The organism is Acinetobacter sp. Res13-Abat-PEC15-P4-01 (assembly GCF_015676285.1).
Classification (GTDB): Bacteria; Pseudomonadota; Gammaproteobacteria; order Pseudomonadales; family Moraxellaceae; genus Acinetobacter; species Acinetobacter nematophilus.
The window spans coordinates 55372-69954 of sequence record NZ_JADAIN010000018.1 but is presented as its reverse complement, the minus strand read 5'-3'; the positions used below and the strand labels follow the sequence as shown (position 1 = coordinate 69954).

Genomic DNA, 14583 nt, shown 5'->3' with positions numbered 1-14583 from the left:
AATTATCGCGGTACTGAATCGTTATTCACACTGCCTTGCCCATTCTGTGGAATCATAGCGGGTGGCTGGGTATTTGGTGGGTTAATCACAGGAGCAGCATTGGCAGGCTGGCTGTGTTGAGGAGCATTTTGCTGTGTATTCGGTTGATTGTTTGGCGCTGTTGCGGGTGGTGCAGTAGGTTGGCTGGTCGGTGAGGACGTACCACGATAACCATAGGTGTCGACTTTACTTTTATTGCGTGCATTTTTAGGTGGTGGCGTCGTGGTGTAATGGGTAGAACCGTTACTGTCGACCCACTTGTAATACTGTTTTGCATGACCGGTTGCAGCAGTCAAAGACAATAAAGTAAAAATGGTCGATACAAAAACGGTGTATGTAAAGCGTTGGTGTTGTTTCATGGTGCAGAACCTTTGCGTCAATTTTTATTCAGACTAAAGCTGGAAATAGTTATAGCATCTAATATACAACGGATTATTTGGCGTGATCTGGATATTTTTTAAATTGTATTTATTTTATACAAAAATATAAGTTTGAAAATAATTCTTTTGCAATTTTATTGAGTTATAAGTGATTGAAATTTTATTTATAATACACTTAAAAAAAAGGAATAGTTTTAAAAATAATCGCTTGGTAAATAATCAATAAAAAGCTTATGAGAAACCTTGACTTTGTTCGCTAAACCTACAAAAATGCTTGCTTAAGTTTCAGATGTTTTTTTCGATCACCCTTCGAATAAAAGTATCAAAGCGAGCAATAACATTTTCTCTAAGCCGAGAAAATGACATATACCGAAAGATGTTTATCCCAACATATTTCAGTGATTCATACAGCCCACACGGTTGCGTGACGATTTATTTTTTTATTGCTGCAAAAACGAGTCAATATGTGTGCTATAACAGAGCGCACAATCAATGAATGAAACACAGTCTATGTCTCCCATAGTGCTGTGGAAAAAAGATTAGGGTGAATACGTTGGAACTTTTATCTGGTGGTGAAATGCTCGTTCGTGCATTGGCGGACGAAGGCGTTGAACATGTTTTTGGATATCCAGGCGGCGCAGTATTACATATTTATGATGCGCTATTTAAACAAGATAAAATTAATCATTACCTCGTGCGTCATGAGCAAGCTGCCGGTCATATGGCAGATGCCTACTCACGCGTAACAGGTAAAACGGGTGTCGTACTGGTCACTTCTGGTCCTGGGGCAACCAATACCGTCACACCAATCGCTACAGCTTATATGGACTCAATCCCAATGGTGATTTTGTCTGGTCAGGTTGCAAGCCATCTGATTGGTGAAGATGCATTCCAAGAAACAGATATGGTTGGTATTTCTCGCCCAATCGTAAAGCATAGTTTCCAAGTGCGTCACGCAAGTGAAATTCCTGCAATTATTAAAAAAGCATTTTATATCGCTGCTTCTGGGCGACCGGGTCCTGTTGTTGTTGATATTCCAAAGGATGCAACCAATCCTGCAGAAAAATTTGCCTACGAATATCCTGAAAAAGTAAAAATGCGTTCTTACCAGCCTCCGCATAGAGGGCATTCAGGTCAAATTCGTAAAGCCATTGATGAATTGATCAATGCGAAGCGCCCAGTAATTTACACAGGTGGTGGTGTTGTTCAGGGCAATGCTTCTGAATTACTCACGGAATTGGCGCATCTATTGAATTATCCGGTGACCAATACCTTAATGGGCTTGGGTGCTTTCTCTGGAAATGATCCGCAATTCGTGGGCATGCTCGGTATGCATGGCACTTATGAAGCCAATATGACCATGGCAAATGCGGATGTTATTTTGGCAATCGGTGCACGTTTTGATGACCGTGTAACCAACAATCCTGCTAAATTCTGTCCAAATGCCAAAGTCATTCATATTGACATCGATCCTGCAACGATCTCGAAAACGATTATGGCGCATATTCCAATCGTAGGTGCAGTAGAACCTGTACTTCAGGAAATGTTGGTTCAGTTGAAGCAAATGAATGTTTCAAAGCCAAATCCAGAAGCGATCGCGGACTGGTGGTCACAAATCAATGAATGGCGCAAAGTTCATGGTCTGAAATATGAAGCGGGTCGAGATGGCGTGATGAAGCCGCAGCAGGTGGTTGAGGCTTTGGATAAAATTACCAATAGCCAAGCGATCATTACCTCTGATGTCGGTCAGCATCAAATGTTTGGTGCCTTGTACTACAAATATACACGTCCACGTCAATGGATTAATTCAGGTGGTCTGGGGACGATGGGTGTTGGCTTGCCTTATGCAATGGCGGCTAAATTGGCATTCCCGGATCAGCAAGTGGTGTGTATTACGGGCGAAGCCTCTATTCAGATGTGTATCCAAGAACTTTCAACATGCAAGCAATATGGCTTAAATGTGAAAATTCTCTGCTTAAATAACCGTGCTTTGGGTATGGTAAAACAATGGCAGGATATGAACTATGAGGGACGTCATTCAAGTTCTTATGTTGAATCATTACCTGATTTTCCAAAGCTGATGGAAGCGTATGGACATATAGGGATCCAGATTGACCACGCGGATGAGCTTGAGTCTAAGCTTCAGGAAGCGATGGCGATCAATGATAAATGTGTGTTCATCAATGTCATGGTTGACCGTACTGAGCATGTATATCCAATGCTGATTGCAGGTCAGTCGATGAAAGATATGTGGTTGTCTAAAGGGGAGCGTACTGAATGAGACATATAATTTCTGTACTCGTTGAAAACGAAGCTGGTGCGCTTTCTCGTTTGGTGGGGCTGTTTTCTCAACGTAACTACAATATCGAAACCTTGAACGTTGCGCCAACCGAAGATCCAACCATGTCGCGTTTGACATTGACGACTTATGGTGATGATCACAAGATTGAACAGATTACCAAGCAACTCAACAAATTGGTTGAAGTGGTTAAGGTGGTTGATCTGTCTGAAGGCGCGCATATTGAGCGCGAACTGATGCTGATCAAAGTCAAGGCATTAGGTTCTGCACGTGCCGAGATCAAACGTACTGCGGATATTTTCCGTGCGCAAATTGTCGATGTAACACCAACGACTTATACCATTCAGATTGCAGGTACAACTGAAAAAATTGACGGCTTTATTGATGCACTTGCAGAGAACACAATTTTAGAAGTGGTTCGTTCTGGTGTATCGGGTATCGCCCGCGGTGAAAAAGTGCTTTCACTGTAATTTATTCAACTCTTAATTAATTATTTGATTTTTTATTCCCTCATGTATAACCTCTTCTCGGAATAGAAGAGGGACTTAGACTAGAAGATTCCAAACAAAAATCTTCAGGATAAGAAGAGGAAACACAGCATTATAGCGGAGACAGCAATGCAAATTTTTTATGATAAAGACTGCGACTTATCTATCATCCAAGGTAAAAAAGTAGCGATCATTGGCTACGGTTCACAAGGTCACGCACATGCGCTTAACCTTAAAGATTCAGGTGTAGACGTTACTGTCGGTTTACGTGCTGGTTCAACTTCTTGGAAAAAAGCTGAGAATGCAGGTCTTAAAGTTGCTGAAGTTCCAGCTGCTGTTGCTCAAGCTGATTTAGTCATGATTTTGACACCTGACGAATTCCAATCACAACTTTATCGTGATGTGATTGAACCAAACATCAAAGAAGGTGCAACTTTGGCATTTGCTCATGGTTTCTCTGTTCTTTATAACCAAGTTGTTCCACGTAAAGACTTGGATGTCATCATGGTTGCACCAAAAGCGCCTGGTCACACGGTTCGTTCAGAGTTCCAACGTGGTTCAGGTGTTCCTGATTTGATCGCGATTCATCAAGATGCTTCTGGTAATGCACGTAATGTTGCGCTTTCTTATGCGTCTGGCGTAGGTGGTGGTCGTACGGGTATCATCGAAACTTCATTCCGTGAAGAAACTGAAACTGACTTATTTGGTGAGCAAGCAGTTCTTTGTGGTGGTGCTGTTGAATTGGTTAAAATGGGTTATGAAACGCTTGTTGAAGCGGGTTATGCACCAGAAATGGCTTATTTCGAATGCTTGCACGAACTTAAATTAATCGTTGATTTGATGTTCGAAGGCGGGATCGCAGACATGAACTACTCAGTATCGAACAATGCTGAATACGGTGAATATGTGACAGGCGTTGAGGTAATCAATGAGCAATCACGTGAAGCGATGCGTAATGCGCTTAAACGTATCCAATCTGGTGAATATGCGAAGATGTTCATCCAAGAAGGTGCATTGAACTATCCATCGATGACTGCTCGTCGCCGTCAAAATGCTGCACACGGTATTGAAGTGACAGGTTCTAAGTTACGTGCGATGATGCCTTGGATTCAAGCCAATAAAATCGTTGATAAAGAGAAAAACTAACTTTTAGTTTTTACCAAAACCCACTCTTTTGAGTGGGTTTTTTTATGCTATATTTCAGATAAATTGAATAAAAAAGAATAATACAAGATGAAATCAAAAATATGTTCAGTCACCATGGGTGTCGTTGGATGTTTTTCGATGTTGTTGTTTGCACAGAATGTTATTGCTGCTAGCGCTGTACAGCAAATTCAGCCTGATTCTCAAAATACAGAAAAGACAATATTGAATGAAAACATTGCAATGGATGCGCTTGATGAAGCCAATGAGTTACTCAACTCAAAGCAACCTCAACGTGCAATGGATGTATTACAGCCTGCGATTCAGTATTTTGAGAAATATCAGAACTCGCAATTTGACAGGATTTATGCTGCAAATGGAACAGCTGAAACACTGCTGTATCTCATGCTTGGCACCAATGAACAAAATAATATTCGTGTTTTTTCAGGTTGTTGGGCAGAGCTGTATTTTACTGAGGCATATGCTTTTATTGAAATGAATGATATGCAGAATGCGCAAATAAAGCTAAAACATGCTCTTGCACTTTCACCTTTTAATAGTGAGTTTTTGAAAGAATTGGGTTTTATTCAACAGGTAGGTCAACAATGGCAGGCTTCAGTGGAGAGCTTTAAAATGGCTGAAGCGTATCTTTATTTGATTGGAGTCAAAGAGAAAAGATTGTCTATTCAGCAGGGTGTAAGGCGTAGTTTAGGCGTGAGTTTAATTGAATTAAATCGGTTGGAAGAAGCAACTCAATATTTTAAAAAGGTCTTAAACGTTGATCCATCCGATCAAAAAGCAAGGAATGAATTAAAGTATATTGAAGAGTTAAAAAATGGTCATGAAGTGAAAAAGTCGATAGGTCGTGTTTGAATTTCTGAGTTTTAAATCTACTTATCGGTAGCAATAATTAACTTATAAAAATTTTTATTGTGATAAATTACACATTATTGATTATCGTTGAATATGGTCTTGAATCATGAAATTTAAACTTCTTCTTACCATGATGACTTTGTCTATTTCATGTTTTAGTTATGCTGAAACTCAGACTGGTTCTGTAGAGGCAAGTGCAGATTTAAAACCGCTAAGTGGCGTACGTGTATCAATGCAACGTATGCTTAAATCAGGCGAAGGTCGTTATTATATGAACCTTTATGCAGGTATTGCTCATCCGCATGGCGTGCTGACTGATTTAATGAATGGTACAACGGTGGACTTTAAAGGCAACCAGAAAGGTGATCAGTTGGATTTAAAATCTGTGGCTACAGAGACGGATAGTACCGTGGCTGGAAAGTATCAATTGACTGGTGTGCTTAATGCAAACAGTGGACTGTTTAAAGCTACACTTTTAGAAGCAGGTAAAACGGCTGGGCAATCCATACAGTTTGAACCTGCGTTTAAGGTCATGAATAAACCAGTTTTTATCTTTAAATTCTATGGTCAGGACGATGCCAATAGCCCATTTGGCAAATCTTTAAAACGTGTAGATGTATTGAATAAAAACAACAATACTGTGGTGCAAAGCCTTACTGGGTTTACAGGCTATCCAAACAGTGTCGGCTATATGGATATCAATTTTGATGGCTATTATGATGTAATTGTTTCGGACCTGTCTCAAGGTCGTACTGTAGAAGACAAGCGCTATGTTTACTGGATGTATAATCCGAAAACTCAACAATTTCAGCGCTCTCCACAACTCGAAAAAATAGCGGGCTTCCCCAACTTACATGGTGAAAAGCAGCAGATTGATTTTGGCAATGGGCAAGTTTATCAAGTTGAAAATGGTCTCCTTGTTCGTGTGAAAGGTGATCAGTAATTGGTCAAGAAACTGTCATAAAATAATCATTAAATTGTCAAGAAGATAACCTAATCTGTCTAAAAATGAACAGATTAGGTATCGTATGAATAAAACGTTCGCGAACACCTTGCAATTTAAACAACAAGATTTTCCCGATAATATTAAGTATTATTTCAATCCAAACAACAAGAAAACGACAACGAATAATGATGACCTTATTCGTGATTTATCTCGACCTCGGCTTAAAATTGCAATCGTGACAGAAACATGGCCGCCAGAAATTAATGGTGTGGCTTTATCTTTGATGCAACTGTGTAAAGGATTGCAAAATCAAGGGCATAAAATTTTGCTGATTCGTCCTGAACAGAAAGCCAAATGTTATGACTTTGTTCCCAATAAAGAGTGCTTGGTAAACGGTCAGTCAATTCCTAAATATCCGGACATGAAGTTTGGTTGGCCACAATTTCTCAAAGTCTCTCAGGCGATTTCAGCATTTTCACCTGATGTCGTGCATATCGTGACTGAAGGTCCATTGGGATTTACGGCACTGCATGCTGCAAAAACACGACGTATCCCGGTTTCCAGTGGTTTTCATTCTCAATTCCAAGAGTTTAGCCGTTTCTTTGACTTGGCATTCTTGGTCAAGCCGATACAAAGCTATTTGAGATGGTTTCATAATGCAACCCATTTAACCTGTGTGCCTAGTCGTGACACAGAGCAGGCTTTGCGTGAATTTGGTGTGACCTGTCCCTTGGTAGTGGTTGGGCGAGGTATTGATACAGAGCGGTTCTCATCACAACGCTACTCGGAACAGCTTAGACAACAATGGGGGGCAGATGAAAACACCACAGTCTTAATCTATGTGGGGCGTTTATCTTCAGAAAAAGAAGTTAATGTGGTGATTGATGCTTATTGCGCTTTACGTAAGCAATCACAACGTCAAGTCAAACTGGTGTTGGTGGGAGATGGTCCTGACCGTACCCGATTAGAAAAAATGCCAGGTGCAGTACATGTGATTTTCATGGGCAGTCTAAGTGGCACACAACTTGCTGAAGCTTATGCAAGTGCCAATGTTTTTGTATTTGCCAGCCAAGTCGAAACATTTGGCAATGTGGTCATCGAAGCGATGGCAAGTGGCTTACCGATTATTGCCTATGATTATGCCTGTGCCCAACTTCATGGCAAACATACACAAACTGGCTGGTTGTGCGCAATCGGTGATATTCAACAATTAAAGCAGCATGTGTTGCAGATTCCAGAGAACAGCATACTTAAACGCATGGGGCAACAAGCCATGCGTGATGTTCAAACCATTGGATGGCAACATCCAGTACAACAATTCGAAGAAGCACTATATCAGGTCACGCAGTATGCAAAGCGACTGACCTAGTTCATCTCAAATAATGAGAGGAGAGTGAAAATGAATTTAAAAAATACCAAAATAAAAATGCTCGATCTCGATCTTAGAGGTTGCTTATATCTCAATAATTTATCGCATACACAAAGTGTTGCAACGTTCTTTAAAACCGTCAGCCGTTTAGGGGATGGCGCTTTTTGGTGTGCGATGTTGATCATCGTCTGGTTGCAAAAAGGCTGGATGTATGGTCTGCAATTGCTCTATGTGGTGGTTGCCGGTTTGTTGGGGACAGGGATCTATAAATTTCTGAAACATAAAACAGTTCGTCCAAGACCCTATCAAGTCCATCAGGTGATTGTCTTGGGGGAACGCCCATTGGATCACTTCAGTTTTCCATCAGGCCATACACTACATGCTGTGATGGCAACGATTGTTTTTGGTTATATCCAACCACTGATGTTGTTCATCATGACACCTTTTACCGTCTTGATTGCGTTGTCACGTATGGTATTGGGTCTGCATTATCCGAGTGATGTGATTGTTGGAGCATTGATTGGTGCAAGTGTTGCAAGCTTGATTGTTTTAACCGCACCTTATTTAGGAGTTATTCTATGATGGTTTATTTACTGGTGGTGTGTAATTTCATCTTTAAAGAATCAGATGACTTTGATCACCAAGGTTTTAATTTTGAATGATCATTTATAAGTGGTCGCAAACATAGACAAATTGTCCACCGCCTCTAAGATTTGATACAGTAGCAGAATTAAATAAAGCAGAGGAACATGAGCATGGGCTTACGTTGGACGGACACGATTGATATCGCTATTGAACTCAGTGAAGCGCATCCAGATGTGGATCCACAATGGGTGCGCTTTACGGATATGCATGCATGGATTTGCGCTTTGCCAGAGTTCAGTGATGATCCTGCAAAATCAACAGAAGGCTTGTTGGAAGCCATTCAAATGGCATGGATTGATGAAGCAAATTAATCGCTTATCCATGTAATTAAGTGATGGAATGTCACTACACATCGAAAAATCCAATTTTTTTACAGATTAAAAGCGGAAAATTATCCATTATTCGGTATAATGCGCCAAAAATTTCGTGTCAAATTGACTTAAGGAGCCAATCATGGCTATTGAACGTACTTTATCTATCGTAAAACCAGATGCAGTTGCTAAAAACCACATCGGTGACATCTTTGCTCGTTTCGAAAAAGCTGGTCTTAAAATCGTTGCGACTAAAATGAAACACCTTTCTAAAGCTGAAGCTGAAGGTTTCTATGCTGAACATAAAGAACGTGGTTTCTTTGGTGATTTAGTTGCATTCATGACTTCTGGTCCAGTTGTAGTATCTGTTCTTGAAGGCGAAAACGCTGTACTTGCTCACCGTGAAATTCTGGGTGCAACAAACCCTAAAGAAGCAGCTCCTGGTACAATTCGTGCAGATTTCGCTGTAAGCATTGACGAAAACGCTGCTCATGGTTCTGACTCAGTTGCATCTGCTGATCGTGAAGTAAACTACTTCTTCGCTCAAACTGAAGTTTGCCCACGTACTCGTTAATTCGACGTATTTAGGGTCTATTTTTCTCATCCAATAAATCTTCGATTTATGAATTGATAACAGACCCGAAACCAGATAAGTGATATACTGCTTGTCTGGTTTTTTTATTTTTGTAGTTTTTATTGTTCAAATGCTGATCAATATTTTTCATTCTACGGCATGATTTAGGTAATCCCCATGAGTTCTGAAGTTGTCGCTTCATCGTTAAATTTAGATGAACAGCAGCCTGCATCGTCACATACAGTACAGGCTGACCGTGTTCAGTCTGCACATGCACAGAAAGTGAATTTACTTGGCATGTCACGTCCGCAATTGGAAAAATTCTTCGAAGAAATGGGGGAGAAAAAATTCCGTGCTGGGCAAGTAATGAAATGGATTCATCAGTTTTTCGTCACTGATTTTGCTGAAATGACCAATATTTCAGGCAAACTTCGTGAAAAATTGGAACGAATTTGCGAGATTAAAGCGCCTGAAGTTGTTCACCGTCACTATTCAAAAGATGGCACGCGTAAATGGGTTTTCCGTGTCGGCGATGGTGCAGGTTCACTGGTTGAAACGGTATTGATCCCAGCAGAAGATAAGACTGGTTCACGTAAAACCTTGTGTATTTCTTCACAAGTCGGTTGTGCACTCGACTGTTCTTTCTGTTCAACAGGAAAGCAGGGGTTTCAGCGAGATTTACTGCCCGACGAAATTATTGGGCAGCTGTGGATGGCCAATTATTCTTACATGGAAGATGTGCCAGTTGCAGAGCGTGAGCGTTCTGTCACCAATGTGGTGATGATGGGTATGGGCGAACCATTGCTGAATTATGATGCAGTATTGAGTTCCATGAATATCATGCTGGATGATTTTGCTTACGGAATGTCAAAGCGCCGTGTCACATTATCGACATCAGGTGTAGTGCCTAAAATTGATCAGTTGGCTCAAGATATTGATGTTGCTCTGGCAATTTCCTTACACGCGCCAAATGATGAACTGCGCAATGAATTGGTGCCAATTAACAAGAAATATCCTTTGGCGCAATTGATTGCAGCATGTCAGCGCTATATTGCCAAAGATGGTAATGAAAGTTCACGTAAACATGTGACGATTGAATATGTCATGTTGGATGGTGTGAATGACCAACCTGAGCATGCACAGCAAATGATTAAGCTGTTGAAAAATTTACCTAGCAAGATTAATTTAATTCCATTTAATCCATTTCCACACGCACCTTACGGGCGCTCAAGCCGAAATCGTATTATTTCTTTCCAAAAAACTTTGTCTGATGCGGGTTTTGTGTGTACGATTCGTCAGACGCGTGGGGACGATATTGATGCTGCTTGTGGACAGTTGGTGGGGCAGGTTGCAGACCGTACACGTCGTGCTGAACAGTGGAAAAAGAAAGTGGCTGAACGTGGTGAAATCATACGTTCACAAGGTTAAAGATCTGTAGACATACATTTATATCAACAAAGAATCAGGGGCTGACTTTGAGAAAATCGATGTATCAAAAAGCAGTTGTAATATTGGCAATTGGTTTATCTGCATTGGTGGTACAGGGTTGTCAAACGACAAACTCAGACACAATTATAAAAAAAGACCCTGAGAAAGCCGTAAAAGTCCGTACCCAGTTAGCTGCTGAGTATATTCGATCAGGCGATTTGGATGCTGCCAAACGTGCGCTTGATCAAGCGCTTGAAACAGATTCTCGAGATTCAGCAGCCAATATGATGATGGGGGTTTTACTCCAACAGGAAGGTAGCAAGATCAGCATGGAAAAAGCGGATGGCTATTTTAAACGCGCAATTTCAAGCGATTCGAAAAATGCACAGGCTCGTAATAATTATGGAACATATTTATTTGTGAGTGAGCGTTATAATGATGCCATTGAGCAGTTGAGTATCGCGGGTGCATCTCTTGGATATGATCAGCGTTACAAAGCTTTAGAAAATTTGGGGCGGGTATATTTAAAAGTCGGTGATACGGCAAATGCCGAAAAAGCATTCAAAAATGCCCTACAAGTTAATCGCGATTCGATCATTTCTTTGGTAGAGTTGTCAGAGATTTTCTATTTGCAACAAAAAAATGCGCAAGCAAGTCAACTCTATGAACAATATGTTCGTTTAGTAGGTCAGGACAAACAGGGCGCAAGAGCACTCTGGATTGGTTTACGTATTGCACGTGCCAATAATGACCAGATGGGAATGCAAGTGCTGGTAAACCAGTTACGGGCACTATTTCCTGACAGTAAAGAATATCAACGTTATCTGCAATTACAGTACAGTACTGAGGCCGTATGGAAGTAAATCCTAATTCACAGCAACCTACAGGTTCAAACGTAGCATCTAATGGTTTAGGAAATGTTCAACGTCCAGGTGAGTACTTGCGTCAAATTCGAGTCTCGAAGAACCTAGACATTCAGGATGTTGCAAAAGAGCTGAAAATGCCTGTAAAAACCTTACAGGCATTAGAGCAAGATGAATATAAATCTTTGCCGGAAGCCACGTTTATTAAAGGCTACTATCGTTCATATGCTAAATTTTTGAATGTTGATGCGACTGTCATCATTCAGCGTTTTGATGAAATCTATCAAAACGATACTGGGCTTTTGCCGAACCATGCATTGAATAACTCTCCGATCAAGATCATGGGTAAACTCCCTGGTTCAAACAGTGACCGTAATAAAAAATGGTTGAAGCGTGCATTGATTGCGATTGTTGCGATTGCTTTAATTTGGGCGTTAATTGCAGGAATTCAAAAGCTTACATCAAGCAAAAACAATGATGCTAAACCACAGGAGTCTGAAGTAGAAGTATTGAACTTAAACAATGCAGCTGCCACTTCAGGCGATCAAATGGTGCTGAATTTCAGCCATCCAACGTCTGTGCATATTGTGGACAGCACCGGAAAAGTTTTGGCAACTGGTCGTCAATCTGCGACATTGACACTGAGTGGTCAGTCACCATTCCAAATTCGACTCGATGATGCAACTGCTGTGTCATTAAGCCTTAATAATGAACAGATTTCATTGTCTCCATATACAGTGAACGGAAAAGCAGAATTCCGTTTGTCACGTTAATGGGCAAGAGTAGATAAGATCATGATTGAGAATCCAATCAAGCGCCGTCCAACACGTAAGATACGTGTGGGTTCGGTGTATGTCGGTGGTGATGCCCCGATCAGTATTCAAAGTATGACCAATACTGAAACATGTGATATTGATGCAACTGTTGCACAGATTCAACGCTGTGCGGATGTGGGTGCGGATATTATGCGTGTTTCAGTGCCGACCATGGAAGCTGCTGAAGCTTTCGGGGAAATTCGTAAGCGTGTTACCGTTCCTTTGGTTGCGGACATTCATTTCGATTATAAAATTGCTTTGAAAGTTGCTGATATGGGTGCGGATTGTTTGCGCATCAACCCAGGGAATATTGGTTCTGAAGCCAAGATTCGCGAGGTTGTGGCTGCGGCACGCCATCACGATATTTCAATGCGTATTGGAGTCAATGCCGGTTCTTTAGAGAAAGATATTCAAAAGAAATATGGTGAACCGACAGGACAAGCTTTACTTGAATCTGCGATGCGTCATATCGATATCTTGGATCGCCTGGATTTTCATGAATTTAAAGTATCTGTAAAAGCTTCAAATGTATTTTTAACCATGGATGCTTATCGTTTACTATCTGCACAGATTGATAATCCACTGCATTTGGGAGTGACAGAAGCCGGTGTTTATCGTACAGGTTCAGTGAAATCTGCGATTGCATTAGGTGGTTTGTTGATGGAAGGCATTGGTGACACCATGCGTATTTCATTGGCAGCAGAGCCTGAAGAAGAAGTGAAAATCGGTTTTGATATTTTAAAATCATTGAGTCTTCGTTCAAATGGGATCAATTTTATTGCCTGTCCTAGTTGTTCACGTCAGGAATTTAACGTGATTAAGGTCATGCAATCCCTTGAAGAACGTTTGGAAGATATTCGTACTCCGATGGATGTATCTGTCATTGGATGTAAAGTCAATGGTCCGGGTGAAGCCAAGGAAGCTGATATTGGTATTGTTGGTGCAAGTCCACGCTCACTCGTGTATCGTAATGGCGAAAAGAGTCATTTAATAGATACAAATCAGTTGGTTGATGAAATCGAAACGATGGTTCGTCAACGTGTTCAAGAGCTTGAAGAAGCTAAAGCTAAAGAGATTATCCGTAGTTCATCATGAGTTCAATTGTCGCAATTAAAGGTTTTAACGACGTACTGCCAACGCAAACTGCTGCATGGAGACGTCTTGAGCAACATTTAGCATCACTTATGGATGCTTATGGTTATCAGCAAATCCGTTTGCCGATCGTTGAACATACCCATTTGTTTAAGCGTTCAATTGGTGATGCAACTGACATCGTTGAAAAGGAAATGTATACCTTTCTGGATAAAGGCAATCCGCCTGAGTCCTTGACATTGCGTCCAGAAGGGACTGCGGGATGTGTACGTGCAATGTTGGAGCATAATCTTCTGCGTGGTGCTAATCCACGTGTTTGGTATGTGGGACCAATGTTCCGTTATGAGAAGCCTCAAAAAGGACGTTATCGTCAATTCCACCAATTTGGTGTCGAAACTTTCGGGGTTGCAACACCGGATCAAGATGCTGAACTGATTCTCATGACTGCACGTCTGTGGAAACGCATGGGGGTTGCCGACAAAGTTCAACTTGAGCTGAATACTTTGGGTGAATCTGATGAGCGTGCTGAGTATCGTGCAGCATTGGTTGAATTTTTGACTGCTCATCAAGCGGAATTGGACGAAGATTCACAACGTCGTCTGACAACCAATCCTTTGCGCATTTTGGATTCAAAAGATGCCCGTACCCAACACATTCTTGAAAATGCGCCAAAGTTGCACGACTTCCTAAAAGAAGACAGTTTGAACCATTTTGCCCAGTTACAGCAGTATTTAACGAATGCTGGCATTAGTTTTGTGATCAATCAAAAACTGGTACGTGGTTTAGACTATTACAACAAAACAGTATTTGAATGGACCACAACGCACTTAGGTTCTCAAGGTACTGTCTGTGCAGGTGGTCGTTATGATGGTTTGGTTGGACAGCTCAAAGGCAAGCCGGATCAATCTGTACCTGCTGTAGGCTTCGCCATGGGTATGGAGCGTTTATTGTTGCTTCTTGAACAGGTTGAAGACAATACTCCAACACGTGAATGTGAGCTGTTTTTGGTTTCTGACCCGGCTACACAAGGGCAGGCTTTGGTGTTGGCGGAGCAAATCCGCGATCAGATTGAAACGGCAAAAACGTCAATCCGTTTAAAAACAGGTTCACAGGGTTCGATGAAGAGTCAAATGAAGAAAGCAGACCAGTCTGGTGCGATCTATGCATTGATCTTTGGTGAACGTGAGGCTGAAGCACAGCAGGTTTTAGTTAAAGAACTTGCAACAGCTGAGCAACATGAAATTCAGGTATCTGAAATAGTACCGTTTTTCATTGAAAAACTTTCGTCAAAATAAGCCGATAATCATAAGGAAAAGGG

The 14583-nt window shown here is 41.2% G+C and carries 15 protein-coding genes; 14 read left to right on the top strand and 1 reads right to left on the bottom strand.

Annotated elements, in window-relative coordinates; genetic code table 11:
* Positions 1–2: 2 nt before the first annotated feature.
* Positions 3–398: a DUF4124 domain-containing protein gene (locus tag IMO47_RS07075; protein WP_196077149.1), complete on the bottom strand. Its 396-nt coding sequence runs from the start codon at positions 396–398 to the stop codon at positions 3–5.
* A 574-nt stretch (positions 399–972) separates the two neighbouring features.
* Here IMO47_RS07075 and IMO47_RS07070 point away from each other — a divergent pair.
* The 14 genes from IMO47_RS07070 to hisS all read left to right on the top strand — a co-directional run bounded on the left by IMO47_RS07070 (position 973) and on the right by hisS (position 14560).
* Positions 973–2700, top strand: coding sequence for an acetolactate synthase 3 large subunit (locus IMO47_RS07070; RefSeq protein ID WP_196077148.1), 1728 nt, complete (start codon positions 973–975; stop codon positions 2698–2700).
* The gene (ilvN, locus tag IMO47_RS07065; RefSeq protein WP_004825027.1) at positions 2697–3188 is read left to right on the top strand and encodes an acetolactate synthase small subunit; all 492 of its coding nucleotides are present in this window, start codon (positions 2697–2699) and stop codon (positions 3186–3188) included. The genes IMO47_RS07070 and ilvN overlap by 4 nt, the downstream gene beginning before the upstream one ends.
* Before the next feature lie 147 nt (positions 3189–3335).
* On the top strand, positions 3336–4352 hold the full coding sequence (ilvC, locus tag IMO47_RS07060; RefSeq protein WP_004825025.1) for a ketol-acid reductoisomerase: 1017 nt from the start codon (positions 3336–3338) through the stop codon (positions 4350–4352).
* 87 nt (positions 4353–4439) lie between these two features.
* On the top strand, positions 4440–5222 hold the full coding sequence (locus tag IMO47_RS07055; protein ID WP_196077147.1) for a hypothetical protein: 783 nt from the start codon (positions 4440–4442) through the stop codon (positions 5220–5222).
* Between the two features lie 106 nt (positions 5223–5328).
* Positions 5329–6165, top strand: coding sequence for a hypothetical protein (locus tag IMO47_RS07050; RefSeq protein ID WP_196077146.1), 837 nt, complete (start codon positions 5329–5331; stop codon positions 6163–6165).
* An 85-nt stretch (positions 6166–6250) separates the two neighbouring features.
* Positions 6251–7537, top strand: coding sequence for a glycosyltransferase family 1 protein (locus tag IMO47_RS07045; protein ID WP_196077145.1), 1287 nt, complete (start codon positions 6251–6253; stop codon positions 7535–7537).
* Positions 7538–7567: 30 nt separating this feature from the next.
* The gene (locus tag IMO47_RS07040; RefSeq protein ID WP_196077144.1) at positions 7568–8119 is read left to right on the top strand and encodes a phosphatase PAP2 family protein; all 552 of its coding nucleotides are present in this window, start codon (positions 7568–7570) and stop codon (positions 8117–8119) included.
* 173 nt (positions 8120–8292) lie between these two features.
* Positions 8293–8493: a Fe-S cluster assembly protein IscX gene (gene iscX / locus IMO47_RS07035; RefSeq protein WP_196077143.1), complete on the top strand. Its 201-nt coding sequence runs from the start codon at positions 8293–8295 to the stop codon at positions 8491–8493.
* Between the two features lie 142 nt (positions 8494–8635).
* Positions 8636–9067 (top strand): nucleoside-diphosphate kinase, encoded by a 432-nt coding sequence (ndk, locus tag IMO47_RS07030; RefSeq protein ID WP_004725878.1) that lies wholly within the window; start codon positions 8636–8638, stop codon positions 9065–9067.
* 177 nt (positions 9068–9244) lie between these two features.
* Positions 9245–10495, top strand: a complete 1251-nt coding sequence (gene rlmN / locus IMO47_RS07025; RefSeq protein WP_196077142.1) for a 23S rRNA (adenine(2503)-C(2))-methyltransferase RlmN — start codon at positions 9245–9247, stop codon at positions 10493–10495.
* Between the two features lie 59 nt (positions 10496–10554).
* Positions 10555–11358 carry a type IV pilus biogenesis/stability protein PilW gene (pilW, locus tag IMO47_RS07020; RefSeq protein ID WP_004825013.1) on the top strand — a complete coding sequence of 268 codons (804 nt, stop codon included), beginning with the start codon at positions 10555–10557 and terminating at the stop codon, positions 11356–11358.
* Positions 11349–12131: a helix-turn-helix domain-containing protein gene (locus tag IMO47_RS07015; protein ID WP_196077141.1), complete on the top strand. Its 783-nt coding sequence runs from the start codon at positions 11349–11351 to the stop codon at positions 12129–12131. Before pilW ends, IMO47_RS07015 begins: the two co-directional genes overlap by 10 nt.
* Before the next feature lie 21 nt (positions 12132–12152).
* A complete protein-coding gene (gene ispG, locus IMO47_RS07010) occupies positions 12153–13268 on the top strand; it encodes a flavodoxin-dependent (E)-4-hydroxy-3-methylbut-2-enyl-diphosphate synthase (RefSeq protein WP_196077140.1) in 1116 nt (371 codons plus the stop codon).
* Complete coding sequence (gene hisS, locus IMO47_RS07005; RefSeq protein WP_196077139.1) at positions 13265–14560, top strand: histidine--tRNA ligase; 1296 nt, start codon at positions 13265–13267, stop codon at positions 14558–14560. Before ispG ends, hisS begins: the two co-directional genes overlap by 4 nt.
* Positions 14561–14583 lie beyond the last annotated feature (23 nt).

What these genes read in the sequence shown, in the direction of transcription:
- IMO47_RS07075 (WP_196077149.1), bottom strand. Translation starts at nt 398, where the DNA reads ATGAAACAACACCAACGCTTTACATACACCGTTTTTGTATCGACCATT.
- ilvN (WP_004825027.1), top strand. Translation starts at nt 2,697, where the DNA reads ATGAGACATATAATTTCTGTACTCGTTGAAAACGAAGCTGGTGCGCTT.
- ilvC (WP_004825025.1), top strand. Translation starts at nt 3,336, where the DNA reads ATGCAAATTTTTTATGATAAAGACTGCGACTTATCTATCATCCAAGGT.
- IMO47_RS07055 (WP_196077147.1), top strand. Translation starts at nt 4,440, where the DNA reads ATGAAATCAAAAATATGTTCAGTCACCATGGGTGTCGTTGGATGTTTT.
- IMO47_RS07050 (WP_196077146.1), top strand. Translation starts at nt 5,329, where the DNA reads ATGAAATTTAAACTTCTTCTTACCATGATGACTTTGTCTATTTCATGT.
- IMO47_RS07045 (WP_196077145.1), top strand. Translation starts at nt 6,251, where the DNA reads ATGAATAAAACGTTCGCGAACACCTTGCAATTTAAACAACAAGATTTT.
- IMO47_RS07040 (WP_196077144.1), top strand. Translation starts at nt 7,568, where the DNA reads ATGAATTTAAAAAATACCAAAATAAAAATGCTCGATCTCGATCTTAGA.
- iscX (WP_196077143.1), top strand. Translation starts at nt 8,293, where the DNA reads ATGGGCTTACGTTGGACGGACACGATTGATATCGCTATTGAACTCAGT.
- ndk (WP_004725878.1), top strand. Translation starts at nt 8,636, where the DNA reads ATGGCTATTGAACGTACTTTATCTATCGTAAAACCAGATGCAGTTGCT.
- rlmN (WP_196077142.1), top strand. Translation starts at nt 9,245, where the DNA reads ATGAGTTCTGAAGTTGTCGCTTCATCGTTAAATTTAGATGAACAGCAG.
- pilW (WP_004825013.1), top strand. Translation starts at nt 10,555, where the DNA reads ATGTATCAAAAAGCAGTTGTAATATTGGCAATTGGTTTATCTGCATTG.
- IMO47_RS07015 (WP_196077141.1), top strand. Translation starts at nt 11,349, where the DNA reads ATGGAAGTAAATCCTAATTCACAGCAACCTACAGGTTCAAACGTAGCA.
- ispG (WP_196077140.1), top strand. Translation starts at nt 12,153, where the DNA reads ATGATTGAGAATCCAATCAAGCGCCGTCCAACACGTAAGATACGTGTG.
- hisS (WP_196077139.1), top strand. Translation starts at nt 13,265, where the DNA reads ATGAGTTCAATTGTCGCAATTAAAGGTTTTAACGACGTACTGCCAACG.